Source organism: Pseudaestuariivita rosea, assembly GCF_017592335.1.
Lineage (GTDB): Bacteria > Pseudomonadota > Alphaproteobacteria > Rhodobacterales > Rhodobacteraceae > Parasulfitobacter > Parasulfitobacter rosea.
This window is the reverse complement of the sequence record NZ_JACNMP010000033.1, coordinates 1-25842: the sequence shown is the minus strand read 5'-3', so window position 1 is coordinate 25842 and position 25842 is coordinate 1. Positions and strand designations below refer to the sequence as shown.

The window sequence follows — 25842 nt, the reverse complement described above, 5'->3', positions numbered from 1 at the left end:
TGTTTGGTGTCATTCTGACGGATGCGGTGTTTTGGCCGCCTCACCCTTCTGGGCATGTGGGCACTGTGGGGCGAAAATGCCTAAGGCTTTCCTAATGACCACCAAGGATCATTCGAAGCATTTTAAATAAATTCTGTACATCACGCGCGTCGCTCCAACGATTTCTTAGCAATTTTTTGAAGATCACTTGTTTTTCCTGACGGATCATAGACAGTTAATGGGTCTTGGGCTTTTTGCAGTGCCTGCAATCTTTTCATAGCTGCATCAATGCCTGCGCGGACCGAACCAACCAGCATCTGATTTTGTTGTGCTTTTTTACGTAATATAGAAAGATAATCTTGGCCTAGGTTGTTCTGCTGCATCAGTTCCTGCAGAAGTTTTTCCTTACGCTCAACAACGACTGACAATTTGCCAAGATCACCTTCAATCATAATCCGATGTTCAAAATCCAGCAGATTCTCGATTTCTTGTAGTAGTTCACTATGTTGGGTCATTTTCATCTACCTTTTGCTTCAGACTTTCAAAAATTGCTTCAGACAAACCGATACCGCCGGATTTGACCATCTGTTCAGCCTGAGCCTGACGTAGAAATGACTGAAACTGATCTTCGCCTGCTCCACCGCCAAGCGTTTCGCGCGATGTGCCCAAGCCTGCTGATTTCAACATTTCAGAAAGAAATGCGGTTTCCATCTGTGCGGCCACTTCCTTAAGTCGCTGATTGTGCTGTGTCGTTTGCGGGGGAAGGCCGACTGCTTGCATTTCTTTCATCCGCATATTCCCTCAATTGTTCGTATTTTTCGGATGATGGCACCGTGGCGGTAAATATCTGGTAACCACCGTGCGCCATATTCACGAAATACTCAGGAAGAACTCCGGGACGGCAATATGTTCACTTTTATCACGACCAATACCCCCCAGCTTGGCTTGCTTAGCGGCGATGGTCAGTCGATTGAGCCGTCTTTGACTGCTGGTGACAGTTTGCAGTTCCAGGATGTTCTGAAGAAGCTGGCCAGCAAAGAAGCTATTGATTCTAAAATAGAAATTCCGCAAGAAGAAAATGCGTTGGTTCGGTCTGACGCCGATACGATCGAGGTTGAAGCCGATGAGGCCGCACCCCAAGTGCCAGCTGATCAGATCGAGAAGACATTTGACCAAAAGCCCACTTCTGACGACACAGATGTGCAGTTTCAGCTACCGGTCGCTGATTCGAAGAAGACTGATCCGCAGCCGTTTGATGTGGTTATGCAAGAGTATAATCCGGTCGAAAAAGTGTCTCTCGAGGCTAAAGTCGAGAATTCGCCGATATTGATGACGAACAATATCGTTCAAACTCAACAGTCCATTGACGTCAATGCGATCAGGCCTGTCAGTGACCAGGGCTTTTTCCCGCCAACAGATGCTAAGTTTGAGGCAAAACCAACCGAGAACATCGGGATCACCAAGCAAGTTGATTTGGCTCCTGCAACCGATCCGAAACCCGTTGTGGAAGCTGTGCGTGTCTTGCCGCCGTCCACAAACGCTGTTGAAACGACGATTGGTTCTGGCGGGCTTGCGCTTGACGGTGATCCCGCTTCTGCAATTCCCCTGCAGCCCGGCCTTAAAGATAACTCAGTTGTGCCGCAGATGATGCCCAGACAAACGGCTGAACCGATGCCAATAGCATCCGGCAAGCCGCAGTCTTTTCAGTTTGCAGATAGATATGCCAAGATCACTGACCGTGATTCAAGGTTTTCGGATGTCACAGAACTACGGAAAGCTGACGTGGGCAAAGGCAAGGTACCAGATCGGTTCGTTGCCAGTAACGAACCTGCGCAGCCCACCGTGCAGGCACAGCCGACGATGGCCGAGCTAGAGCAAAAACCGCTGCTACAAAATGACGTGGCAGAAGGTTCTAAAAAGGACATGATTGTATCCGTCACGACAACTGAACTTAGTCAGACCAGCGGATCAAGGGGGGCCGAGGCAAAGGTGGCGCAAGCTGAATTGCCCCGTTATGTCGCTGCGCAAATGTCGGATGCGATAAAGGCCAATCCGCGTGACAACGTCATTGATCTGCAATTGAGCCCTGAGGAACTGGGGCGCGTCAGAATGACTGTGAACGCAAATGAAACCGCAATCACGATGGTTGTTCAGGCAGAGCGTCCCGAAACCCTGGAACTTTTGCGCCGCAACATCGAAACGCTTGGGCAGCAGTTCGAGCGGCTTGGGTATTCTGATGTGTCATTCGACTTTGGTTCGGGTCAAAATGCTAGCTCCGATCAGGGCACACAAAATAAGGGTACAGCCGAAGATTATGGGCATGAACACATCGAGGACACCCAAATTCTAACAATCAAAACCGAAGGCCTTGACCTGAGACTTTAAGGACATCCGATGGAAATCAACACAAACAACCAGACTTTTTCGAACAACACCACCGCAAGCACGTCATCCTCGAACGCGTTAAGCGGCGATCTTGAAACGTTTCTGACGCTTTTGACCAGCCAGATCGAAAATCAGGACCCGTTAGAGCCCGTTGATTCAACTGAATACGTTGCTCAGCTGGCATCGTTTTCGCAGGTAGAACAGCAGGTTACGACGAACGAGCTGCTGGAAGCCATGACCAATCAGCTCAATTTCATGAACATGGGTGACATGGCGGGTTGGGTCGGTATGGAAGCCCGCGTCGCAGCACCTGCTTACTTTGACGGTGAACCGATCACTATTTCGCCAAATCCGGTTGCAGCTGCCAATCAGGCCTTTCTGGTTGTACGTGATGAAAACGGCAATCAGGTGCAGCGCCGTGAGATCCCTGTGTCCAGCGATCCGTTCGAATGGTCGGGCGTTGGCAATAGTGGAACCTTCGAAAGCGGGCTTTATCAATTTGAGATTGAAAGTGTATTGAACGATGAAGTCGTTTCGACCGATGTGGCCGAGATATATGGCACGATCACTGAAGTTCGTGGCGAAAATGGAACGACAACACTGTTGCTGGAAGGTGATGTGCGGGTCACGCCCGAAAATATCACGGGGCTGCGTCAGGGCGGGTAACCCGTTCTAAAGAAGCTGATACAGGCCAAAAACAGCTGCCGAAATGGCAACTCCGGTGCTGATCCAGAACGCGGGCCACCACCATTTGAAGTAGTACTCTGGCTCAGGCGGGCGCTTAGCCTGCCTGATCAGTATCTCTTCCGCAATCTGCGGCAGTCTTGGCCCGAATCGCGCCAGCACTCGGGCTGTTTTGGCAAGATCCCTTATCAGCGCTTTGGGCCCAATACTTTCTTTGATGTAGTCTTCGACAATGGGTTGGGCCACTTCCCACATATTCAGATGGGGATTAAGCGATCGGGCAACGCCTTCGACAACGACCATTGTGCGCTGAAGCAAAATCAGTTCTGTGCGGGTTTCCATCCCGAACCGTTCGGTCACTTCAAAAAGATAGTTCAGCACGCGGCCCATCGATATATGTGACGCGTCCATGCCGAATATCGGTTCGCCCACGGCCCGCAAAGCGCGCGCGAATTCATCGATATCGCGATCAGGGGGAACATAGCCCGCTTCAAAATGGACCTCGGCAACACGGCGATAGTCTTTGCGAATAAACCCAAAAAGAATTTCGGCATAGACGCGACGTGTGTATTCGTCGATCCGGCCCATGATGCCGAAATCATAGGCAATGATGTTGCCATTCGACGCTATTTTTAGATTACCCTGATGCATGTCTGCATGAAAATAGCCATCGCGCAACGCATGGCGTAGGAACAACTGCAAGACGCGCTTGCCAAGCTCTGTCCGGTCGTGACCGGCCGCGTCAATTGCGGCAATATCCCCCGATGGAACACCCTCGGCCCATTCAAGTGTCATGACGCGTTTGCTGGACAAGCCCCATTTGACGGCGGGCAGTTGGAAGCCTGCATCATTTTTCGTATTTGCCGCGAACTCACCAGCGGCCGAGCTTTCCAATCGCAGGTCAAGCTCGCCCAGAACGACGCCTTCGAAATGCGCAATCACATCGGTTGGGCGCAACCTGCGTGAGGCCGGCGAAAGCAGCCCGACCATTGTCGCGGCCAGATAAAACGCATCGATGTCTTTTCGAAAAGCCCGTTCAATACCAGGTCTTAGAACTTTAACTGCGACCAGCTCTCCGGTGCTGGCCAAACGGGCTTTGTGAACCTGTGCGATTGAGGCGGCCGCGACCGGTTCGCTGAATTCGGAAAACAGCTGATCCACTGGAAAGCCAAGCTCATCTTCGATCGATTTTCGGGCCTGAGCCATTGAAAAGGGCGGAAGCTTATCCTGCAACACCTTTAGCTGGATCGCCAATTCGTCGCCCACAACATCAGGTCGGGTCGAAAGAACCTGCCCGAATTTGATATAGGCCGGGCCCAAGACTGTCAGCGCACGTGTCGCGGGCGGCATGTTGGGATCACCCTTGTCGCCCAGCCATTTGAACGGCCAGCCTAGAATGCGCGCGACGACACGCAAGCCGGGCGGCGCGTCGAAGGCATCCAGAACGACTTTCATCGCGCCCGTGCGTTCCAACGTGGCGCCCGTTCGGATCAGGCGCCAGATATTATGGGGGCCACGCACTTATAGTTTCCACCCGGAATGAAGTGCTGCAACGCCCATGGTCAAGTTCCGATATTTCGTATTTTCAAAACCAGTGTCATTGAACATCTGCAAGAATTTGTCCTGATCGGGAAATTTTCTTATCGATTCAATAAGATATCTATAACTATCCGCGTCATTGGCAATGACTTTCCCCATTCGTGGAATGATATTGAACGAATAAAGATCATAGATTTGCCGAAGCATCGGGTTTGGCACCTGGCTGAATTCCAGCACCATGATCCGCCCGCCGGGTTTCAGAACCCGATAAGCTTCCTGTAAAGCAATTTCGGGCTTGGTGACGTTTCGAATGCCGAATGAAATTGTATATGTATCGAAACTGTTATCCGCAAAGGGCAGGGCCATGGCGTCGCCCACCAGCCAGTCCAATTGATCAGACATCTTGGCAGCTTCGGCCCGTTTGCGCCCTTCGTTCAGCATGCTTTCTGTCAGATCAACGACTGTGGCCCGCGCCTGTCCTGCACGTTTTAGAAAACGAAAAGCAATGTCGCCGGTGCCGCCCGCAACGTCCAGCAATTGCTGCCCCTTCCGCGGTGCCAGCCAGTCCATCATCGCGTCTTTCCACACACGGTGGATACCTGCCGACATGACATCATTCATCAGATCATATCGTGACGCGACGTTGGTGAAAACACCCTGAACGCGTTCCGCTTTTTCGTCTTCGGGTACGGTTTCAAAGCCGAAATGCGTTGTTTTTTTGGTATCTTCACTCATTGGGTCTTGCGTCCTTCACTGTCACTCTCCTTATAGAGCGCCACGGCGGCGATACAATGCGCACCCTGCAGAAGGAAGCACAAGATGCCCGAATTACCAGAGGTCGAGACGGTTCGTCGCGGATTGCTGCCGGTGATGGAAGGTCAGGTCATCATATCGGCCTTGGTCAACAGGCCGGATCTGCGCTGGCCCTTGCCAGAAAATATGGCAAAGCGACTGACGCAGGTTAAGGTTAATGCCTTGCGCCGACGGTCCAAGTATATTCTGGCGGATCTAAGCAGTGGTGAAACCTTGATCATACATTTGGGTATGTCGGGGCGTATCCTGATTTCAGGACAGGGTGTTGGACATTTCCATCACGCGCATCCAGCGCCGGCAAAGCATGATCACGTGGTTTTTGATCTGGAAAACGGTGCCAGGATCACCTTCAACGACGCCCGCAGATTTGGGCACATGGATTTGGCCGATACCGATCGTCTTGATGATCACTGGCTGATCGCGCCATTGGGGCCCGAACCGCTTGGCAATGCATTTCATGAAGAATATCTGTTCACGAAGATCAAGGACCGGAAATCGCCCATCAAATCCGTGCTTTTGGATCAGCGCGTCGTATCGGGGCTGGGCAATATTTACGTCTGCGAGGTTTTGTATCGCGCGGGTATCTCGCCCAAAAGAAAGGCTGCAAATATCTCGGAAAACAGGCTTGCAAAACTTGTTCCGATTATCCGCGACGTCTTGCAAGAAGCCATTGCCGCCGGGGGGTCATCGCTGCGGGATTACAGGCAAGCCGATGGCCAGCTGGGATATTTTCAGCATGCATTCCGCGTATATGACCGCGAAGGCGCGCCCTGTCCGACGCCGAATTGCGATGGGGATATCCTACGCATTGTCCAATCCGGGCGGTCGTCTTTCTACTGCCCAAAATGTCAAAGATGACTTGATCACAGCCCCCAGACTGCTAAGCAATGATATCTGACAGGACCAATTGAAAGCGACACCATGGCCTACGAGACGATCATCGTCGATATTTCAGAACATGTTGCCACAATCACCTTAAACAGACCCGATGCGCTAAATGCCCTTAATTCCAAGCTGTTAGGCGAACTGAACGCGGCGGTGCAAGAGGCTGACCTGAACGAAAAGGTGCGCTGTATCGTCATTACTGGATCAGAAAAGGCGTTTGCCGCGGGCGCCGACATCAAGGAAATGGCCGATAAATCGTTTGTCGAGATGTTTCGTGGAAACTTCCTTGCCAACGAACATGATCAATTTGTTCAAACAAGAAAGCCTATCATTGCTGCGGTCGCAGGTTATGCGCTGGGTGGGGGGTGCGAATTGGCGATGATGTGTGATTTCATCATTGCGGCCGACAATGCAAAGTTTGGCCAGCCCGAAATAAACCTTGGCGTTATTGCGGGTATGGGCGGGACACAACGACTGACCCATCTGATTGGACGGGCCAAGTCGATGGATATGCATCTGACAGGCCGCTTTATGGATGCGCAAGAGGCGCTGCAATCTGGTCTGGTCAGCCGCGTGGTGCCCGCCAAGAAACTGATAGAGGAGGCGACCGCGGCCGCTCACAAAATCAGCGAAAAATCTCAGGTGGCGGTTATGGCAGCGAAAGAGGCCGTTCATTTTGCCGAACAAAGCGGCGTGCGTGACGGTATTTTGTTTGAGCGTCGTGTGTTTCATTCACTTTTCGCAACCGAGGATCAGGCCGAAGGTATGGCAGCATTTCAAGCAAAACGCGAAGCGCAGTTTCGCGATAAGTAAAGCATAACATCGGCGTCGTCGCACCGCCGTATAGTCCTAATGTGGGAGGAATAGATGACAGACGCACCAAAACCGGGGTTTGATACCCTGCAAGTTCACGCAGGCAGTGCCCCTGATCCCGCAACCGGCGCCCGTCAGACGCCGATCTATCAGACGACGGCTTTTGTCTTTCGTGACGCAGATCATGCCGCTGCCTTGTTCAACTTGCAGGAAGTTGGATACATCTATTCACGGCTGACCAATCCCACAGTTGCGGTTCTTCAGGAACGTGTCGCAACGCTTGAAGGCGGCGTCGGCGCGGTCTGCTGTTCTTCCGGTCATGCCGCACAGATCATGGCCCTGTTTCCATTGATGCAGCCGGGCAAAAACATTGTTGCGTCGACCCGGCTTTATGGGGGTACTGTGACGCAGTTTTCCCAGACCATCAAACGCTTTGGTTGGAGCGCGAAGTTTGTCGACTTCGATGACCTTGATGCGGTCAAGGCGGCTATTGATGATGACACGCGCGCTGTTTTCTGTGAAGCCATTGCAAACCCTGGGGGCTATATAACGGACCTGGATGCGATCTCGGCGATATCCGACGACGCCGGTATTCCCTTGATCGTCGATAACACATCGGCCACGCCCTATCTGTGCCGCCCCATCGAACACGGGGCTACATTGGTTGTGCATTCGACAACCAAGTATCTGACTGGCAATGGTACGGTGACAGGCGGTGTCGTTGTGGATTCTGGCAAATTCGATTGGGCGGCGAATGATAAATTTCCGTCGCTTAGCAAACCTGAACCTGCCTATCACGGCCTCGTTTTTGCTGAAACCTTTGGGCCTATGGCCTTTACCTTTCATGGCATTGCCGTTGGTCTGCGCGATCTGGGTATGACGATGAACCCTCAGGCCGCGCACTATACGTTGATGGGCATTGAAACGCTAAGCTTGCGTATGGATCGCCACGTGGAAAATGCTCAGCGCGTTGCGGCATGGTTGGAAACAGATCCAAGGGTTGAGTACGTCACCTACGCCGGTTTGCCATCCTCGCCCTATTACGATCGCATCGCAAAAATCTGTCCGAAAGGGGCGGGGGCGCTTTTCACATTTGCCGTCAAAGGTGGGTATGAGGCGTGTGTAAAGCTTGTCGATGCGCTTGAGCTATTTAGCCACGTCGCCAACCTTGGCGATACACGGTCACTGATCATCCACTCGGCCTCAACCACGCACCGTCAACTGTCGCCGGAACAGCAAAAAGCCGCGGGCGCATCACCCAATGTCGTTCGCGTATCAATCGGGATTGAGGACGCAGATGATCTTATCGCTGATCTTGATCAGGCCTTGTCGAAGGCAACAGGTTGATCGCTGATTGTCTGAGTCACACGGTTTGACTCAGACATTAATGATTAGCAGACCGGCCAAAATGAATGTGCCGCCGATGATAAACCTGATGCCGATCGTTTCGCCAAGAAGCCAAACCGATAAGATTGGCACAATACAAAAGGTCAGTGCCATAAAGGTATAGGCTATCGAAAGCGGAACCATCCGCAACACAAAAACCCAGACCACGGTTACGCCACCATAAAGCACAAGTGCAGCAATGAATACCGGGTTCAGCGCGAGTTTAAACAGGTTTTCCGCATCCATGCTTGTCAGGCTGCGGCTTGATATTTTGAACAAGACTTGTCCAATGGAAATGGCGAAAGGTGTCCCTACAAGGGCAATCCAAATCCAAACGGGTAAGGCAAGCGACTTAAGCATATCAACTTCCTTGTTCAACGATCTTGAAAACCTTCAGAAGGGGTGTGCCAACATCTATCGGTTCAAGAAAGTCAGGTATGTTTTCTGTGTTGATGGCGTGCCAAAGGGTATTTTCTTTTTCAGCAAACTCACCTTTTGTCCAAGAGTTGCCTCGGCCAATGCACGACAACACGTATTTTGCATTTATCGCAACCAACATATCTCTAGCAGTTTCATGATCCGCCCATGATATATCAATCAGTGTTTGAATCCCATCTTGATTGCGATGAAAGTTTGATGCCAAAACACGATGATCTGTTTCATACAAAATATAAGGTGCAAAATTAGTGCCCGATACGATCAAGCCAGGTTCAATCTCATTCAGATTTGCAATGATGTCGGACCAAAAACAGTATACATCGGCTAGATCGGCCTCAGATGTAGCTGCAGCAGAATTTTGGATCTCATTTTGTTCCCGATCCAAACCTGAAAGGACTTGAGCCCAAAAAGAAGTATTCAAGCCTGCCAACAAACTAATAAATATTAAACCAGACCGTAAGGATTTATTTTTCCGATACATTTGGTAGCTGTTTGCCAATAGCAAGGCTAGTACTGGTGCCATAAACATGCTGGTAAAAGCTCCGGCACGTATTTGATACATGGAAAGGGTCCATGACGCTAATATAAGGGCGAGTAAGATTAGGTGTATCTCAACTTGAATACGATTAAATATCGTAACTATTAAGATAACAATTGCGACTAATGGCAGTATTAGGGATGCGATCTCGCTATATTTACCCGTGTCAATCAGCCAGCTTACAAATGGCTGCGCTTCACCAATTTCACCCAACCAATGTTCTTGCACATCCGGGTAAATCTGGGACAAAGGGTTTGATAGACATGCAGGCGCATAAAATAGCGCAACGACAAGTATTGCTGCCGCAAGCCCAATCAGGGATAGAGTCCTTACAGCGCGCGACTGGTTCGAAAAAAGAACAGTCACCAAAAACAGACCAAAAGATCCTGTTGCTGACAGTATGAGCAATTCTATGTCCAATGCATCACATCGAAAACCGCTATTGCCGGCCGTTGGCTGAAATACGACATAAGATAAGATCATCGTCAGGCAGAATGCGCCAGAAAAACCCATTGTCGTGATTTTGCGATCCGCGTCAAACCATAGCCACCTGATCGCCGCTGCAAAGCAAAATATCGCAATATAGAGAAGGGCTTCCAGACCTACGACTAGACTGAGTGCGGCCAAAACGCCGCCTATGATACCGACAAGAAGCGACTGCTGACTGGACAGAGCTGCCGCAAGACATCCAAGGCACAAAACAACCTGAACGTTATGGTGATCAAGCGAACCCGTATCGAACTTTCCACCAGCATTGATTAAAATGGCACCAAGATAAATAGCCGCGATAGCTGTTTGCCATCCTCCTAAAAGCCGACCGATTTTTGAAATCAATCCAATTGCTATGAAAGTCAGTATCAATGGCCAGGCTGCGACTGCAGACAGTTCTGCATATTCGGGCGAAAGAAAAACACCGAAGAACAAGATCAATCCGGCGATTGGTATGTCGACCAATCGTGACCAGTGCAGTGTTGTGCCATCCACGCCAAGACGGTCATGCGAGACATCAAACCAGCTTTTGCCATTGAGCCAATCGCGTACCTGCACCAACCGCATCAAATCATCATTCAGCAGTCGGTTAATGGCATTATCTTGAAAAATATCCTCCAGCACGACTTTCAAAGCAAAAAAGAACATCGCGATCAGCAGCGCGATCATAATTCTACCATCAATTGACTTATTCATCAGACATGCCTTTTGGTCGCGATTGCGCCATATTTCTGTGGTTGGACCTAGCCAAGCTTTACGCGCAAGCGTTCAATCTCTAAACGCAAAAACGGCAAAGTAAATGAAAGTGTCTATCGTTGAGTGATCATACGCCACACAGAGTTGCAGTATTGTTGCCCTGCTACAACGAAGAACTGACGATTGGGCAGTTGGTTCGCGATTTCAAGCAAGTGCTGCCCGACGCGGATATCTACGTTTACGACAATGCATCCAGCGATAAAACGGCTGAACGTGCAAAAGAGGCAGGGGCCATCGTTTGCCACGAGGCGCGTCGTGGGAAAGGCAATGTCATCCGCCGGATGTTCAGCGATATCGAAGCCGATATCTATGTTATGGCAGATGGCGATGGAACATATGACCCCAAAGATGCCCCACGCCTGATTGACCTTCTGAAAGAACAAAAGCTTGCGATGGTCGTTGGTCGACGCGCCAACATTGCGGCGGATGCCGGTCGCAAGGGCCACGCCTTTGGTAACCGGATTTTCAATACAACGTTCCGCTGGATGTTTACGTCGGGATTTTCCGACATCTTTTCGGGCTATCGTGTGTTTTCGCGCAGGTTTGTCAAAAGCTTTCCGGCGCTTGCCGCAGGTTTTGAAACAGAGACCGAGATTTCAGTCCATGCGTTGACCTTGAAACTACCTGTTGCCGAGCACGAGGTTTCCTATGCCACACGGCCCGATGGATCTGAAAGCAAGCTGAGCACTTTTGGCGATGGCTTTCGAATTCTGCGTGCATTTTTTCTTTTGATGAAAGAGGTTAGACCACTGCAGTTTTTCTCGATCTTGGGTGGTTTATCGTTGCTGCTTAGCCTTTACTTCGGCGTGCCGGTGATCATTGAATATTTCATGACAGATCTGGTGACGTTCATTCCGCGATGGGTTGCTTGTGTGGGGATGCTGATATTGTCGCTGATGATGTTCGTCTGCGGTCTGATCCTGGATTCACTGGCGCGTTTCAGGATCGAGCAGAAATTGCTCGCCTATCTGGCAACGCCGAGTAAAACTCCGAGTTAAGCGATCATACCATAGCGCGCGTAATCCCGGTATAGCGATTGGAATGAAAGTTGGCGATCTGATTTCTGTGCCAGACCAGTCATCTGCTGCTGTAAATCTAGGCGTGGTGCGACATGAAAACGGGCCAGCCAGCTGTGTAAAATACTGCGAAAAATCCCCGGCAGTTTGTCCTGATTGCCGAAATCGACCACATGTAACTGCCCATCACGGCTAAGAACCTTGATGGCCTGACGAAGCGCTTCTTCCCAGTCCGGTATCATTGACAGGCTATAGGACAAAACCACTCGATCTGCAGCTGAGATATCAAAAAGCTGCTTCAGCGATAAATTGCACGCATCGCCCTGAGCCAGTTGAATCCGGTGCGAAAGCCCGTTTTTTGCAATCGCGCTTCTGGCAGACACCAGCATTTCGCTTGAGATATCAATGCCATAAAGACGTGCCTGCGGATATCTTTGCGCGATGGATATCAGATTTCGACCGGTTCCACATGCGACCTCAAGAACGACAGCGTCATCAGTGATATCCAGATGTTCAATCAGATGATCACGGCCCAAAAGATAGTATTTCCGCGTCAGATCGTAGATATGGCGCTGTTTGCAGTAAACCGCATCCATAAGCTGACCATGGGTTTGACTGTCCAACTGCGTCACATCTATCCCCTGAAAACGTATTTGTGAAAACCGCCGTATATCGCAGATCTGTCTAGTTCAAACAGATCATCTGAAACGGGATCACGTGACCATTGCGACAAGATCGTTTCAGGAACGCGGCCCGGTAGAATGTCGTCTGTTCCACCTGTTCGGAATATCACCCGCGCGCCATCAGATGCCGTGCGCGTGATTTGGCCCCATAATGCAGTCAATTGTTCATCTGTCATCCAGTCCTGAGCGTCCAGCAAAACATAGCCGTGTCTAGTGCGCGCTTGGTGTTCGGTCAGTAGATCGGTCAAGGATCGGTTATATATCTGTGCACGATCTGCATTTTCCTTAAGAGCGGCAAAGTTATCGGACTGCAGATATGGCGGTACTGGCCCATTGCCTGTTGAGTTGTATGCCCGGTTGAACGCCTGCCACGCAAAGTAGTTCTCTGATACTGAAAAATCACACATCAATTTGCGCACCCGTTCTTTAAGCACGACAGTTATATCGCCCCCGCCGTCGGCGGCCAGCTTATCATACTGCTGTGGCGGAATGCCCAAGCCGAACAAAGATGCTTTGCGACGGGCCAGAAATTGAACCAGCTTCTTATCAAACAAGGGCGCAATCCTGGTTTCGAAGAACTCTTTTTGCTCTTCCAGGTTTTGGCACCGCAGAAACGGTTTGAAATCGACACGGCCCAGTTTTGCAACAAAATGTGCCAGACCAATAAAGCGGCCCAAGACACCATATCTGTAAAAACCGCGCGCAAACAGATCGATACGGCGTCCCGCCAATCCACGCCGACCCATCCAATAGCTTAGGCTGCTTGTGTCCAGTTCCGGTGCAATCTTCTGATCAAAGATTGCGACATTTGTCTGACGATCTGCATGGCCGAAAAACTGATAGAAATCGTCATACTCTAAAACACGTGCCGCGGTCAGTTTCAGTCGGTTCAAAGCAACATGCGCGGGCGACAAATCAACGGCGGTGATTGAATGGGGTGATGCTGTCAAATAAGACATCAAGTTGCAGCCGCCAGACGCAATGCAAACAAGATTGCAGTCATCCGAGATTTGCAGCGCTTGCATATCAACTTCGGGGTCTTCCCAGATTTGCGGATAGACCAAACCTTTGAACAGCTGCGAAAACATCCGCTCGGACAGACCCGCCTTGGTCAATGCTGTATTTTGATGGACCGCTTCGCTGAGCTGAGTATCTATCGTTTGTTTAACCTGCATTTCTGTTCCTTTAAACAAAAGGTTCCAGTTTTCGTTTCGCTGTCTTGCTTTGCTTTTGTGCCGCAACCAGTGCCCGCATCTTCCTGCGTCGACTGATTTGTGCCCAATCGATCAAATGCAGTGTGCCATCGGTGTCTTCGATGACAGCTGTGCAGCTTTCGACCCAGTCGCCGGTGTTGACGTAAAGAACATCGCCCATCTGTTTCAGCGCTGCCTGGTGGATATGGCCGCAAACAATACCGTCATACCCGCCGCGTTTTGCTTCGGCGATCAGGACATTTTCATATTCGCCAATGAAATTCACGGCCTGTTTGACCTGACGCTTGGCCCAGTTTGACAGCGACCAATACTGACCGCCCCAAAGCCGTTTTGCCCGGTTAAGCCAGGTGTTCAGCCATAAGATCGTGTTGTATGCACGGTCGCCGACATGGGCCAGCCACTTGGCATTCATCACAACCACGTCGAATTGATCGCCATGGGTCACCAAAAGCCGTTTGCCAGCAGCGGTCACATAAACTGCATCTCGCGCAACCTCGACCCCGCCAAAATGGGTTCCAAGATAGTTGCGCATAACCTCATCGTGGTTGCCGGGGATCAGAGTGATCGAGGCGCCGTTGTGCGCCTTGTTCAGCAGCATCTGCACAACGTCATTGTGCAGTTGCGGCCAATGCCACCCGCGCCGCAGCCGCCAGCCATCAAAGATATCGCCGACCAGAAAGATGGTATCAGCGTCATATTCGGCTAAGAAATTCAACAACAGTTGCGCCTGACACCCACGGGTTCCAAGGTGAATGTCTGACAAAAACAGAGTTCTTACATGTTTTACGGCTTTGTCCAAATGACACTCGTCAGTTGTTTTGGACGCGATAACGGTTTCAGATATCGTTTTTATGACAAAATGATTGTGGGACTGATTTAACGCTGTTCCCAGCAGTCAGCCGGTATCAGATGCACGGTGTAAGTTTTGCCGCGATAATTGCCAAAATCCATCTCAATCGCAGAGACTTGTTCATTATCACATGGGATCGGATCGCCTTGTTGAACAATATAAAGCGCAGATAAGGTGTCAGGCGAAGCATTGAATGAGTGGTTCATCGCATAGTGATGCGGCGGTCGTCCTTCATATGGTGCTGCGAAAATCTGATAGGGGTTATCGCGACCAGTGTAAAAAAGATCGGCCAGAATATCGCGATTATGTGCGACTATGACCGTTTGATCATTGGCTTCGGCCACGCGAAAGATTTGTTCGCTTAGCTCATCCAGGCCAGCGTAACGGGCCATGATCAGTCGGTCGCCACCAAATCGCAAAGACCCAGCAAAAATGGCCAGTATGGGTATTAGAATGCAAAATGACCCATTTACGATGAAGGACGCCTTTAGCCAGCCCAGTCGATCCAGCAAAAAGGGAAGGACTGCTGCACTACCTGCCAGATAGGCCGCTGCCGCCCAATTGGCGTATGCTTCGGACAAAAAGGCCTGAATGCAGACGATCAAAATTATTGGAACTGAAAACAGCAGCAAGAAGACCTGGAACAGTGTCAATCCACCGCGAAGGGCCCGCCATGACAAGATAAGCAGTGCCACAAAAAGAACGGGTCCAAAGACCATGAACTGTGACAAGAGGAATTCAAATAAACCGCCAGCGTTCAGACCGACCCGTGTTCCCGGGTCCCGGACCCAGTCGGCGTTATCCAACGTATGCTGAAGCGTTGAAAACCCGTTCACCAGATTCCAAACGATATTCGGTGAAATCGTCAGAAGAAAGTAGCCCAGGATAATACCGGCTTTGCGGGCAGATGGTCGATAGGTCTGGAAGAAAAACGCGGCAATAGAAGCCATCAAAACGAAATAAAGCGCTGCATATTTTGAAAGAAAAGCAAGCCCCAGAAGAACGCCAGCACCGACCAGCCACCGTTTGGTGTCAACCTCATCGAAGCTGCGCAGATAGCAATACAGGGCGCCTGCCAAAAACGGAAACATCACGGTGTCCGTCGAAATCAGAAATGATCCCAGCGCCACCATCGGCAATGTTGCATAACCCAGACAGGTCACAATTGCCGCGCGATACCCAATGTAACGCGCAGTGATGGCGCCTAAGATCAGTGCAGTCACCGCGTGCAATAGTGGTCCCGGCAATCTGATCCAAAAAGGGGCATCACTGCCGCCCAATTCAACGGACAAACGAATAACCCATCCAATCATGGGTGGTTTTGAGTAGTATCCAAAGGCCAGATCCTGACCCCAAAACCAGTATTGCGCTTCATCCACAAAAATATCTGCTGTCGCAAAATGCAGACTGATGACACGGGCCGCGGTGATCAGAAACAACCACCACAGGGCAGGGCGCAGCCAGCTTGTCTCAAGCACGACGTTTTTCCGCGTAGATCAACCACAGGTTCCGAACATAAATAAACAGTCCCATACTTTGCCCGAAAATGAATACAGGGTCTTTACGATATATTGCGTAGGTCAACAAAATGGCACCACCGACGATCGAAAAATACCAGAATGCCAGGGGAATAACAGATCGTTTGGCGCGTTCAGACGCAATCCACTGCACCAGAAACCGTCCCGTAAACAGCAATTGACCGCTGATACCAAACACAACCCACCAGAACTCAAGCCAGCTTTGGACATTCAGCCAGGCAAAGACGTTATCCATCCAAAGATACCTCGGTCGGTCTTGCCTTCTTGCGGCGCCGGATCAACCAGGCCACCCCCATAAGATCGAAAAAACCAACAAAGGCACGTTGAATATTGGAATAGTTTGACCGACCAGCACCCCGTTCGCGGTGGCTTACGTCAACCAGGGCAATCTGCCATCCATGGCTTTTAAATAGGGCGGGCAGATATCTATGCATGTGATCGAAATAGGGCAGATCAAGAAAAGCATCGCGTCGAAAGCCTTTCAGCCCACATCCCGTATCTCGTGTGCCGTCATGCAGGATGTGAGATCGCAAGGAATTTGCCATACGCGAGGCCCATCGTTTCGAGGCCGTATCCTGACGATCAATGCGCTGACCCGCGACCAGTCCAAGCTGACCCGTTTCATCTGTCAGAAGGGGTTGATAAAGCTTTGGGATCTCAGAGGGTGGGTTTTGGCCATCACCGTCCAAGGTGCATATAACTGATCCCTTTGCAGCAAGGACACCGCTGTGAACAGCTGCGCTTTGCCCACCGGATTTTTGGTTCTGCAGCAACCTTATCTGAGGATGTTTTGTTTTCAGACGCTGGATGACCGCTGCAGTGTCATCGGTGGATGCGTCATCAATCACGATAACTTCGTAATCGACGTCACCGCAGTGTTCGGAAATCTCTGCCATGACAGATTCGACATTGCCCGACTCATTTTTCATCGGGATCACTATGGAAACAGCGGGCACCTTCAACCTCGTTTCAGTGTGTCACCAAATGAAATCTTTGGTGACAGCTCAATCATTTCAGGCGCGCCGTCGTCGTCATCCGAACAACGCCTTGCAATGATCTCGGCCGCTTTGCGACCGATTTCGATACGACACGCGTCCATCGTTGCAAGTTGTCGCGGCAAACCTTGCAGCAATTCTACGCCATTGAAACCGGCCAAACCGATTTCGGATGGAATGTTGATACCTTTTTCCAGCAGATACAGCAGCCCACCGGCGCCGATCATATCGTTGGAATAATAAAGAAAATCCAGATCGGGGGTGCGTTTCAACATGGCCTCGGTCATCTCGCGCCCTTTGGCCAGCGCAGATCCGCCCTGATAAAACTCCTGGTCGGCAACTTCGATGCCTTCTTTGGCCAAAGCCTCGGTAAAGCCCTCAAAACGTTTTCTGGCACGATGATCCAGCGGCATCTTGGTGCCCATGAAGCCGATCCGTTTGTAACCTTCGGCCGCGATGGCATGGGCCATCATCCGGCCAGCGCGCCGGTGCGAGATACCGACCATGCTGTCCACCGGCGTACCATCGACGTCCATAATCTCAACTATAGGAATGCCCGAGGCTTGCAGCATCGCACGTGTCGCATCAGAATGTTCAACACCGGCGATGATCACACCAGAGGGGCGCCAGGACAGCATTTCGTATAAAACAGTTTCTTCCCGACCGGGTAGATAGTTCGTAACACCGACAACTGGCTGCAATGGTGTATCGTCCAGAATATCCGAAATACCGGTCATCACCTCAGGAAAAACCATATTTGATAGTGACGGAATAATAACAGCAATCAGGTTGACACGCTGTGATGCCAACGCACCTGCAATTTTGTTTGGGACATAGCCAAGTTGTTTCGCGACGGCCAAAACCTTGTCCCGCGTGCCTTCGCTGACATCACCCCGACCGCGCAGAACACGGCTGACAGTCATTTCGCTGACACCAGATGCTTCGGATACGTCGCGTAGTGTCAGGGGTCTTTTTGAAGACATTGAGGTCACTGATCTGATACGTTAAGTTGCCAATCTTTTCCTCTTGTTACCCACTATATGCAAGCTTGTCCAAGGGGCATGATGTATCTCAGCGCCTTTGCAATAGTTTTGTAACAGTCCGCCACAGCAAAAGGACGTCGAAGCAAAGCGATTGATGTTGCCCATAAATCAAATCAAGCCGTGCTTTGACGGGCACGCAACGTCGGGCATAGATCTTGTCGGTCTCGGCCGCTGTTTTGGCGACGCGCAATAATTTCTCTTCTCTTTTGTGAAAGACCAAGGTCGCCAGTCCCGTAATCCCTGGTCTGGATTGCAATACTTTTAAATAGAGCGCAGGAAATTGTTCGACATACTGTGCCAAGGGCGGGCGAGGGCCAACCAGGCTGATATCACCCATCAGAACGTTCCAAAGCTGAGGCAGTTCATCCAGTCGGTATTTTCGCAACAGACGGCCGCTTTTTGTGATCCTATCCGCTTTGTCACCGCCCGACACCCCTGCATCATTATCAACAAGCGTCATAGTGCGGAATTTCCAAAGCCTGAAGGATTTTTTCGGCGTTTTCATCCGTTCAGAGCCATAGAAAACCGGCGCGCCATCCGTAAGTACAATCCAGATGATAACTGCGATCAACAAGGGTGCAAAAAACACCAGTGCTGCAGCACTGATGAAAAGATCGAACAGTCGTTTCTGCGGCGTCATTGCTGTGCCCGCCATTCATCCACAATGACCTCGGGTTGTGAGGTCGTTCCGGGCAGCTTTATCATGCTTTGTAGCTTTTGGGTTGATAGCACAACTGCTTCAACTGCTGTTTCTGGCGCTTCTGTGAAATGCCAATCCTGATCCGCTGCATTCAGTAAATCCTGCATATAGACGGGCTGTGGGGCGGCGATATTCAGGGTTAATGGCTGTTGATTGGAGTATTTCGTAGCACACAGCTTTTTCAACACTTCTGCCAAGGTCATCGGCCCAATGTAGCTGCGCAATGGTCCTTTGCCTGACGGGAAGCGGTCCAGAGAAATCGGCGTATCGCTGCTCAGCGGCAGGCTGTCTGACCCCGCAACATTCCCAAGCCGCAACACTATAACATCGATACCTGGATTATCGGCACACCAAGCGTTTACTGCCTGCTCCATTTCAATCTTGGCTTTGGCATAATCCGAAAGCGGGTGCAGCATCGCGGTCTCGTCTGCCGGCTCTCTGGTCGCGCCATATACTGCAGCCGATGACATCAGAATAACGCGGGGGATGCTGTTCTGTTTCGCGAATTGCAGCGCTTTGATTGCCAGCTTGGTATTCAGTTGGAGATCTTCATGCGTACCGCGTGTCAGGCCCGCCAAGTTCAGTATTGCGCCGGCAGACGATGCAGCGTGCAAAAGCGCATCCGTCGGATCACAAAAATCTGCCTGCAGTGCATTTTCATGCGCGATAGCATGACGTGATTGCCAGATTATTCCTTTTTTTCCCCGCCACGCCTTTTGCAGCATACGCCCTAAGCGGCCAGATGCACCAAATACAACGGTTTTTTGTCTCATCCGTTTACCTGCCTATGGCGGTGATATCCGCAAATTTATGCTTCGATAAAGTTGCGCAAATGTTTAGTAAGTTCAAAAGCTTTTATGCGATAGAAGTGTCTAAAGACATTGCGGACCGATAATCCAATGGATATCCAAGAAACCGAACTGGCGGGCGTCCTTATTCTGACACCGAAACGCTTTGGTGACCATCGGGGGTATTTCAGCGAAACCTATAGCAAAAGAACGCTTGCACAGAATGGGATCGACATCGAATTTGTTCAGGATAATCAATCCGTAAGCCGTCAAGCCGGCACTGTTCGCGGACTTCACTATCAATCGCCGCCCCATGCACAAGACAAACTGGTGCGTGTTGTCTGGGGTCGTATCTTTGATGTTGCGGTCGATTTTCGAAAGGGCTCGGCAACATTTGGAAAGTGGGTAGGTGTTGAGCTGTCAGAGGAAAACGGGAAACAACTGTTCGTGCCCAAGGGCTTTTTGCATGGCTTTATCACACGTGAACCGAATAGCGTTGTTGTGTACAAATGTTCCGATACCTATGCACCGGACTGCGATGGGGCCATCCATTTCGCCGACCCTGATATCGGAGTTAACTGGGGGATCGACGTTGCCGACGTCGTTCTGTCTGATAAAGATCGCGCCGCGCCGCGACTTTCCAAAGTGGACAGCCCTTTTTTTGATGCAGGTTAGTTCATGAAGCTTTTGGTGACAGGGGGCGCTGGTTTTATTGGTTCTGCGGTGGTTCGCCTGGCGATTACCAAAGGGTATCAGGTCGTCAATGTGGATGCTTTGACCTATGCGGCTTGTCTTGAAAACCTGGCACCCGTCCGTGATCATCAGAATTACGTCTTTGAAAAGACAGACATCCGCGACTTTGAATCGTTGTGTCAGGTATTCAAGACCCATAAACCCGATGCCGTCATGCATCTGGCCGCTGAAACTCATGTTGATCGTTCGATTGACGGGCCTGATGCGTTTATCAAAACAAATATCAACGGCACATATAATCTTTTGGAAGTATCGCGTCAGTATTGGCGCGACTGTGGAAAACCAGACGGCTTTCGGTTTCACCATATCTCGACCGATGAAGTTTACGGCAGCCTTGATGAAACGGGCCGGTTCACCGAAGAAACAGGTTATGCGCCTAATAGTCCTTATGCTGCCTCAAAAGCGGCATCTGATCACTTGGTGCGCGCTTGGGGTAAAACCTATGGTTTGCCTGTACTGATCACAAACTGTTCGAATAACTACGGGCCTTACCAGTTCCCTGAAAAGCTTATTCCGGTGGTTGTTCTGAACGCGCTGGCTGGAAAACCCATTCCGGTTTACGGTGACGGGAAAAATAGGCGCGACTGGTTGCATGTCGATGATCACGCAGATGCTTTGCTGCATGTGCTGAAGAATGCAGATATCGGCGAAACCTATAACATCGGCGGCGAGGCCGAGGTTAGCAATATCGATCTGGTACATATGATCTGTCATACTCTTGATCGTAGATGCCCCAGTCCGAGGTCATATGCCGAACAGATCCAGTTTGTCGCAGATCGGCCAGGGCACGATTTGCGTTATTCTATTGATCCAACAAAAATTATGCATGATCTTGGATGGCAAACGAAGACGACGCTTTCAGAAGGCATCGCGCAAACCGTTGAGTGGTACCTAAACAACGAAGCGTGGTGGCGACCACTGCTGGAAAGGTCAGGCGTTGGCGAAAGGTTGGGGTTATTCAAGTGATCCTCGTTTTTGGTAAAACCGGGCAGGTCGCTAGTGCACTTGATCAAGATCCACGCACTTTATGCCTTGGGCGCAATGACGCAGATCTTACAAATCCCGAAGACTGTGCCAAAATCATTCAAACTACAAAGCCACAGGCTGTGATAAACGCGGCGGCTTACACTGCCGTCGATCAAGCAGAGGATCAGCCAGACCTTGCGATGCTGATTAACGGCACTGCGCCCGGTGTTATGGCTCAGATCTGCGCCGGGTTGGATATTCCCTTTATACATCTTTCGACCGACTATGTTTTTGATGGTGCTGGCTGCACTCAGTTCAAGCCGACTGATCAGCCTAATCCGATCAACACTTATGGCCGCACAAAGTTGCAAGGCGAACAAAACGTTCAGGCAGCGGGTGCGCGATACATCATCTTGCGCACATCCTGGATTTTTTCGGCAGTTGGGACGAATTTCGTCAAGACCATGCTGCGGCTTGGTGCTTCGAAAAAAGAGGTATCAGTGGTTGCTGATCAAATTGGCGGCCCGACACCGGCCGGGACGATTGGTCAGGCCTGTCTCGGTATGATTGACAGAATTGAAAGCGCTGGGGTTTATCATTTCTCGGGCCATCCGTATGTCAGCTGGGCCGATTTCGCAAAAGAAGTTTTCCGGCATGCCAACGTTGATTGCCATGTTTTGGAAATTGGCTCAGAGCAATATCCAGCGCTTGTCGACAGGCCGAAAAACGCACGGCTGGACTGCGGAAGTCTAATGCAGGATTTTCAGATAACACGACCGGATTGGCGGGAATTTTTGCCTGACATCATATGGCAAATCAGAAACGGGGCATTGGATGGCTGAACGAAAAGGGATCATTCTTGCGGGCGGGTCAGGTACCCGACTTTACCCGATCACCTTGGCTGTATCAAAACAGCTGATGCCAATTTATGATAAGCCGATGATTTACTATCCGCTCAGCGTTTTGATGCTGGCCGGTATCCGGAAGATCGCCATTATCACAACACCCCACGATCAATCGCAGTTCCAGAAACTTTTGGGTGATGGTCGAAACTGGGGGCTGGAACTGACATATCTGGTTCAACCTTCACCCGATGGTTTGGCCCAGGCTTATCTGATCGCTGAACAGTTTTTAGATGGCGCACCTTCGGCCATGGTTCTGGGCGACAATATCTTTTTTGGACATGGGCTGCCTGAATTGCTGCAGAAAGCAGATACCGGTGATCACGCCGCCACCGTGTTCGGATATCATGTCGCTGACCCTGAACGCTATGGCGTGATCGAAATCACAGATACGGGGCAAGTCAAATCAATCGTTGAGAAGCCCGCCCGGCCAAAGTCGAACTATGCGATGACGGGGCTTTATTTTCTTGATCAATATGCGCCACAGTATGCGCGTATGGTCGAACCCTCAAAAAGAGGTGAGCTTGAGATAACCGATCTGCTTAAGCTGTATCATCAAGAAAACGCTTTGAATGTTGAGGTTATGGGGCGCGGATTTGCTTGGCTTGACACAGGCACGCATGCCTCACTGCTTGATGCTGCCAATTTTGTGCGCACTTTACAGACACGACAGGGAATGCAGACCGGATGCCCCGAAGAAATCGCGTTTAACAAGGGCTGGATATCAGAAAAAGATGTACATGCGATCGCCGATAAACTGGGTCAAAACGCATATGCGGCCTATCTAAGACAACTTGTAAGTTAGTGTGTTATTGCGGCTGCGCCAAAAACGCAGCCGCTTTTTGTCAGTCTCAGTCTTCTGATGCTTCTTCCGGTGTGATTTCCGCACCGGTTTCCTGATCGACGACCTTCATCGACAAACGCACCTTGCCGCGATCATCAAAGCCAAGCAATTTGACTTTAACTTCCTGACCTTCCTTGAGAACATCGGATGGGTGGTTCAGTCGGCGATTTGCAATCTGGCTGACGTGGACCAGACCGTCGCGTTTACCGAAAAAGTTCACAAAGGCCCCGAAGTCGACAATTTTGACGACCTTGCCGTTGTAAACTTGACCTTCTTCAGGCTCGGCGACGATTGAATAGATCATGTCGTAGGCCTTTTTGATCGACTCACCATCCGGAGACGCAATCTTGATCACGCCATCATCATTGATGTCGACTTTGGCGCCGCTGGTTTCGACAATCTCTCGAATGACTTTACCACCCGATCCGATGACCTCACGGATTTTATCGGTTGGTACGGTCATGGTTTCGATGCGCGGGGCGTGTACCGAAAAGTCACTCGCTTCAGACAAGGCCTTGCCCATTTCACCCAAGATATGCAGCCTGCCGTCGCGAGCCTGGGACAATGCTTCGGCCATGATTTCAGGTGTGATGCCAGCGACTTTGATGTCCATCTGCAGCGATGTGATACCTTTTTCTGTCCCTGCAACTTTGAAATCCATGTCGCCCAGGTGATCTTCATCCCCCAGAATATCGGTCAGGATCGCATATGAGCCGTCTTGTTCAAGGATCAATCCCATTGCGACCCCGGCGACGGGTGCTTTCAGCGGCACGCCCGCATCCATCATCGACAAAGACCCGCCACAGACGGATGCCATGGAAGAGGATCCGTTCGATTCAGTGATCTCGGACACAACTCGAATGGTATAAGGAAAGTCGGTTGCAGCGGGCAAAACAGCTTGCAATGCGCGCCATGCCAGTTTGCCGTGACCGATTTCACGACGTCCAGGTGAACCAACGCGGCCCACCTCACCCACAGAATAAGGTGGGAAGTTGTAATGCAGCAGGAAGTTGCTGCGCGATGTGCCGTGCAGCGCGTCGATGATCTGTTCGTCGTCACCGGTGCCCAGGGTTGTTACGGCCAAAGCCTGAGTTTCACCGCGCGTAAAAAGTGCAGATCCATGGGTGCGCGGCAACAGTCCGGTTTCACTGACGATGGGGCGAACGGTTTTCGTGTCGCGTCCATCGATGCGTGTTCCGGTTTTTATGATATCGCCCCGCAGAATATCCGCTTCCAGTTTCTTGAAGGCGGGCCACAGATTTGTGTCTTCCAGCTCTTCTTCGGTCAGCTGATCCTTGACCGCATCGATTGCAGCTTCGATGGCGGCACTTCGAGCTTGTTTGTCCTGGATTGCAAATGCTTCCCGCATCTGGGTCTCGCCCAGTGTTTTAACGCGGTCAGCTATTTCAGAATAATCGGGCGGTGTGAAATCGAACGGCTCTTTTGCTGTTTCTTCGGCCAGGCTGACGATCAGATCAATAACGGGCTGAATTTGCTGATGGGCAAATGTCACGGCGCCAAGCATTTCGTCTTCGGTCAGTTCATATGCCTCAGACTCGACCATCATAACTGCGTCTTTTGTGCCAGCAACAATCAGGTCAAGCCGTTGATCGGGGTTGTTCCGTAGCATGTCCATATCGTCGACTGACGGATTCAGAACATAGTCACCATCGACAAAGCCAACACGCGCACCGGCAATCGGGCCCCTGAATGGTACGCCGGATATCGTTAATGCAGCAGATGCCGCGATCATAGCAACGATATCAGCATCGTTGACCAGGTCATGCGACAATACTGTACACATGACCAAGACTTCGTTTTTGAACCCATCCACGAATAGTGGCCGAATTGGGCGATCGATTAGGCGTGCAGTCAGCGTTTCTTTTTCGCTTGGGCGTGCTTCGCGTTTGAAAAAGCCGCCTGGAACTTTACCAGCGGCATAGTATTTTTCCTGATAGTGAACGGTCAGGGGAAAGAAGTCCTGTCCAGGTTTTTGTTCCTTTGCGTATGTGACATTGGCCATGACACTGGTTTCACCCAAAGTGGCGATCACAGTTCCATCAGCCTGACGGGCCACCTTGCCCGTTTCCAATGTGAGGGTCTCGTCCCCCCACTGTATCGATTTCGTCGTAACGTTAAACATCATATTTCCCATATGTGGTTCCCTAGAGAACCGTTGCGTAGAGGCCGGATGCCCCTGGCCCTGATTGTTTTCCAATGCATCAGATCGGGCCCGGTGTGATGCATTTGCGGATAAGAAAACCGCGCCGAAGCGGCGCGGTTTTGGTTATTCAGCGGCGTAGGCCCAGGCGTTGTATCAGTTCCTGATAGCGTACCTCGTCTTTGCCTTTTACATAATCCAGAAGCTTGCGGCGTTGCGCCACAAGTTTCAGCAATCCACGACGCGAATGATTGTCTTTTTTGTGGGTTTTGAAGTGTTCTGTCAAAGTAGCAATGCGTGATGACAAAATCGCAACCTGCACCTCCGGCGATCCTGTGTCGCCGTCTTTGGTTGCGAATTCTTTCATAACACGCGCTTTTTCGTCAGCAGTAATCGACATCGGGGTCTCCTTTACATTGAAGGTTGATGGCACAAGCCGGGATGTCGTCCAGCAAAGCCCTTGGAGAAAACCAACTGCAAATGCAGCGGATGCGCGCGTATAAGAGGATTCCGACAAAAAGAAAAGGGGTAATGGCGAAACGTCGCGTCTAGAGCAAGATGAGATCAGGTTGAAGCGTATCCTGAGTTGACAAGGTAATTCGCACATTCCTGCGGGGTGAAGCGGTCGAGCAGCTTACCGATCCTGCGCCATGTTGCCTCTATCGTGCGTTCGGCGGCGTCTCG

The 25842-nt window shown here is 50.8% G+C and carries 27 protein-coding genes; 10 read left to right on the top strand and 17 right to left on the bottom strand.

All coding sequences use genetic code 11. From position 1 onward, the window contains the following. Positions 1-140 precede the first annotated feature (140 nt). Together H7848_RS16505 and H7848_RS16500 are read right to left on the bottom strand one after the other, a co-directional pair. Positions 141-500 (bottom strand): hypothetical protein, encoded by a 360-nt coding sequence (locus tag H7848_RS16505; protein WP_208353683.1) that lies wholly within the window; start codon positions 498-500, stop codon positions 141-143. Next, a complete protein-coding gene (locus H7848_RS16500; RefSeq protein WP_419555521.1) occupies positions 481-759 on the bottom strand; it encodes a rod-binding protein in 279 nt (92 codons plus the stop codon). The genes H7848_RS16505 and H7848_RS16500 overlap by 20 nt, the downstream gene beginning before the upstream one ends. A 126-nt stretch (positions 760-885) precedes the next feature. On the opposite strand from H7848_RS16500, the gene H7848_RS16495 reads away from it, so the two are divergent. Together H7848_RS16495 and H7848_RS16490 are read left to right on the top strand one after the other, a co-directional pair. Next, positions 886-2364, top strand: coding sequence for a flagellar hook-length control protein FliK (locus H7848_RS16495; protein ID WP_208353680.1), 1479 nt, complete (start codon positions 886-888; stop codon positions 2362-2364). A 9-nt stretch (positions 2365-2373) separates the two neighbouring features. Beyond that, complete coding sequence (locus tag H7848_RS16490) at positions 2374-3030, top strand: flagellar hook capping FlgD N-terminal domain-containing protein (RefSeq protein ID WP_208353677.1); 657 nt, start codon at positions 2374-2376, stop codon at positions 3028-3030. Positions 3031-3036: 6 nt separating this feature from the next. Here the strand turns inward: H7848_RS16490 and ubiB are convergent, their stop codons facing one another. Together ubiB and ubiE are read right to left on the bottom strand one after the other, a co-directional pair. Continuing rightward, positions 3037-4569 carry a 2-polyprenylphenol 6-hydroxylase gene (gene ubiB, locus H7848_RS16485; protein WP_208353675.1) on the bottom strand — a complete coding sequence of 511 codons (1533 nt, stop codon included), beginning with the start codon at positions 4567-4569 and terminating at the stop codon, positions 3037-3039. After that, positions 4570-5322, bottom strand: coding sequence for a bifunctional demethylmenaquinone methyltransferase/2-methoxy-6-polyprenyl-1,4-benzoquinol methylase UbiE (gene ubiE, locus H7848_RS16480; RefSeq protein WP_208353672.1), 753 nt, complete (start codon positions 5320-5322; stop codon positions 4570-4572). A gap of 84 nt (positions 5323-5406) precedes the next feature. On the opposite strand from ubiE, the gene mutM reads away from it, so the two are divergent. The 3 genes from mutM (at position 5407) to H7848_RS16465 (ending at position 8445) form a co-directional block, all read left to right on the top strand. Next, a complete protein-coding gene (gene mutM / locus H7848_RS16475) occupies positions 5407-6258 on the top strand; it encodes a bifunctional DNA-formamidopyrimidine glycosylase/DNA-(apurinic or apyrimidinic site) lyase (protein WP_208353670.1) in 852 nt (283 codons plus the stop codon). Between the two features lie 63 nt (positions 6259-6321). Further along, complete coding sequence (locus H7848_RS16470; protein WP_208353668.1) at positions 6322-7098, top strand: enoyl-CoA hydratase-related protein; 777 nt, start codon at positions 6322-6324, stop codon at positions 7096-7098. 54 nt (positions 7099-7152) lie between these two features. Then, positions 7153-8445, top strand: coding sequence for an O-acetylhomoserine aminocarboxypropyltransferase/cysteine synthase family protein (locus H7848_RS16465; protein ID WP_208353665.1), 1293 nt, complete (start codon positions 7153-7155; stop codon positions 8443-8445). A gap of 30 nt (positions 8446-8475) precedes the next feature. On the opposite strand, the gene H7848_RS16460 is transcribed toward H7848_RS16465, so the two are convergent. After that, positions 8476-8844, bottom strand: a complete 369-nt coding sequence (locus H7848_RS16460) for a DMT family transporter (RefSeq protein WP_208353663.1) — start codon at positions 8842-8844, stop codon at positions 8476-8478. A 1-nt stretch (position 8845) separates the two neighbouring features. Continuing rightward, positions 8846-10645 carry a hypothetical protein gene (locus H7848_RS16455; protein WP_208353661.1) on the bottom strand — a complete coding sequence of 600 codons (1800 nt, stop codon included), beginning with the start codon at positions 10643-10645 and terminating at the stop codon, positions 8846-8848. Positions 10646-10800: 155 nt separating this feature from the next. Here H7848_RS16455 and H7848_RS16450 point away from each other — a divergent pair, with 155 nt between their 5' ends. Next, positions 10801-11703 carry a glycosyltransferase gene (locus H7848_RS16450; protein ID WP_208353659.1) on the top strand — a complete coding sequence of 301 codons (903 nt, stop codon included), beginning with the start codon at positions 10801-10803 and terminating at the stop codon, positions 11701-11703. On the opposite strand, the gene H7848_RS16445 is transcribed toward H7848_RS16450, so the two are convergent. From H7848_RS16445 to H7848_RS16405, 9 genes are all read right to left on the bottom strand, one after another. Then, positions 11700-12353 carry a class I SAM-dependent methyltransferase gene (locus H7848_RS16445; RefSeq protein ID WP_336512139.1) on the bottom strand — a complete coding sequence of 218 codons (654 nt, stop codon included), beginning with the start codon at positions 12351-12353 and terminating at the stop codon, positions 11700-11702. The genes H7848_RS16450 and H7848_RS16445 overlap by 4 nt on opposite strands. Before the next feature lie 2 nt (positions 12354-12355). Continuing rightward, positions 12356-13579 (bottom strand): BtaA family protein, encoded by a 1224-nt coding sequence (locus H7848_RS16440; protein ID WP_208353656.1) that lies wholly within the window; start codon positions 13577-13579, stop codon positions 12356-12358. A 10-nt stretch (positions 13580-13589) separates the two neighbouring features. Beyond that, positions 13590-14381, bottom strand: a complete 792-nt coding sequence (locus H7848_RS16435) for a UDP-2,3-diacylglucosamine diphosphatase (RefSeq protein ID WP_272874420.1) — start codon at positions 14379-14381, stop codon at positions 13590-13592. Positions 14382-14494: 113 nt separating this feature from the next. Further along, entirely contained in the window at positions 14495-15946 is a 1452-nt protein-coding gene (locus H7848_RS16430) for an ArnT family glycosyltransferase (protein WP_208353653.1), read from the bottom strand. Beyond that, positions 15939-16241, bottom strand: a complete 303-nt coding sequence (locus H7848_RS16425) for a lipid-A-disaccharide synthase N-terminal domain-containing protein (protein ID WP_208353651.1) — start codon at positions 16239-16241, stop codon at positions 15939-15941. The genes H7848_RS16430 and H7848_RS16425 overlap by 8 nt, the downstream gene beginning before the upstream one ends. Beyond that, positions 16234-16962: a glycosyltransferase family 2 protein gene (locus H7848_RS16420; protein WP_208353649.1), complete on the bottom strand. Its 729-nt coding sequence runs from the start codon at positions 16960-16962 to the stop codon at positions 16234-16236. Before H7848_RS16420 ends, H7848_RS16425 begins: the two co-directional genes overlap by 8 nt. Positions 16963-16964: 2 nt before the next feature. Then, a complete protein-coding gene (locus tag H7848_RS16415; RefSeq protein ID WP_208353646.1) occupies positions 16965-17984 on the bottom strand; it encodes a LacI family DNA-binding transcriptional regulator in 1020 nt (339 codons plus the stop codon). An 88-nt stretch (positions 17985-18072) separates the two neighbouring features. Then, complete coding sequence (locus H7848_RS16410) at positions 18073-18684, bottom strand: sugar transferase (RefSeq protein ID WP_208353711.1); 612 nt, start codon at positions 18682-18684, stop codon at positions 18073-18075. Then, positions 18681-19517, bottom strand: coding sequence for an NAD-dependent epimerase/dehydratase family protein (locus tag H7848_RS16405; RefSeq protein ID WP_208353643.1), 837 nt, complete (start codon positions 19515-19517; stop codon positions 18681-18683). The genes H7848_RS16410 and H7848_RS16405 overlap by 4 nt, the downstream gene beginning before the upstream one ends. Before the next feature lie 126 nt (positions 19518-19643). On the opposite strand from H7848_RS16405, the gene rfbC reads away from it, so the two are divergent. From rfbC to rfbA, 4 genes are read left to right on the top strand one after another with little or no spacing between them, the layout of a single operon-like run. After that, a complete protein-coding gene (gene rfbC / locus H7848_RS16400; protein ID WP_208353640.1) occupies positions 19644-20207 on the top strand; it encodes a dTDP-4-dehydrorhamnose 3,5-epimerase in 564 nt (187 codons plus the stop codon). A 3-nt stretch (positions 20208-20210) separates the two neighbouring features. Beyond that, positions 20211-21251, top strand: a complete 1041-nt coding sequence (gene rfbB, locus H7848_RS16395; protein ID WP_208353637.1) for a dTDP-glucose 4,6-dehydratase — start codon at positions 20211-20213, stop codon at positions 21249-21251. Beyond that, positions 21248-22093 carry a dTDP-4-dehydrorhamnose reductase gene (gene rfbD, locus H7848_RS16390; protein WP_208353635.1) on the top strand — a complete coding sequence of 282 codons (846 nt, stop codon included), beginning with the start codon at positions 21248-21250 and terminating at the stop codon, positions 22091-22093. The genes rfbB and rfbD overlap by 4 nt, the downstream gene beginning before the upstream one ends. Further along, positions 22086-22958, top strand: coding sequence for a glucose-1-phosphate thymidylyltransferase RfbA (gene rfbA / locus H7848_RS16385; protein ID WP_208353632.1), 873 nt, complete (start codon positions 22086-22088; stop codon positions 22956-22958). Before rfbD ends, rfbA begins: the two co-directional genes overlap by 8 nt. A 46-nt stretch (positions 22959-23004) precedes the next feature. Here rfbA and pnp read toward each other — a convergent pair whose 3' ends face one another. Together pnp and rpsO are read right to left on the bottom strand one after the other, a co-directional pair. Next, positions 23005-25140: a polyribonucleotide nucleotidyltransferase gene (gene pnp, locus H7848_RS16380; RefSeq protein ID WP_208353630.1), complete on the bottom strand. Its 2136-nt coding sequence runs from the start codon at positions 25138-25140 to the stop codon at positions 23005-23007. 148 nt (positions 25141-25288) lie between these two features. Continuing rightward, positions 25289-25558: a 30S ribosomal protein S15 gene (gene rpsO / locus H7848_RS16375; RefSeq protein WP_208353628.1), complete on the bottom strand. Its 270-nt coding sequence runs from the start codon at positions 25556-25558 to the stop codon at positions 25289-25291. Between the last annotated feature and the right edge of the window lie 284 nt (positions 25559-25842).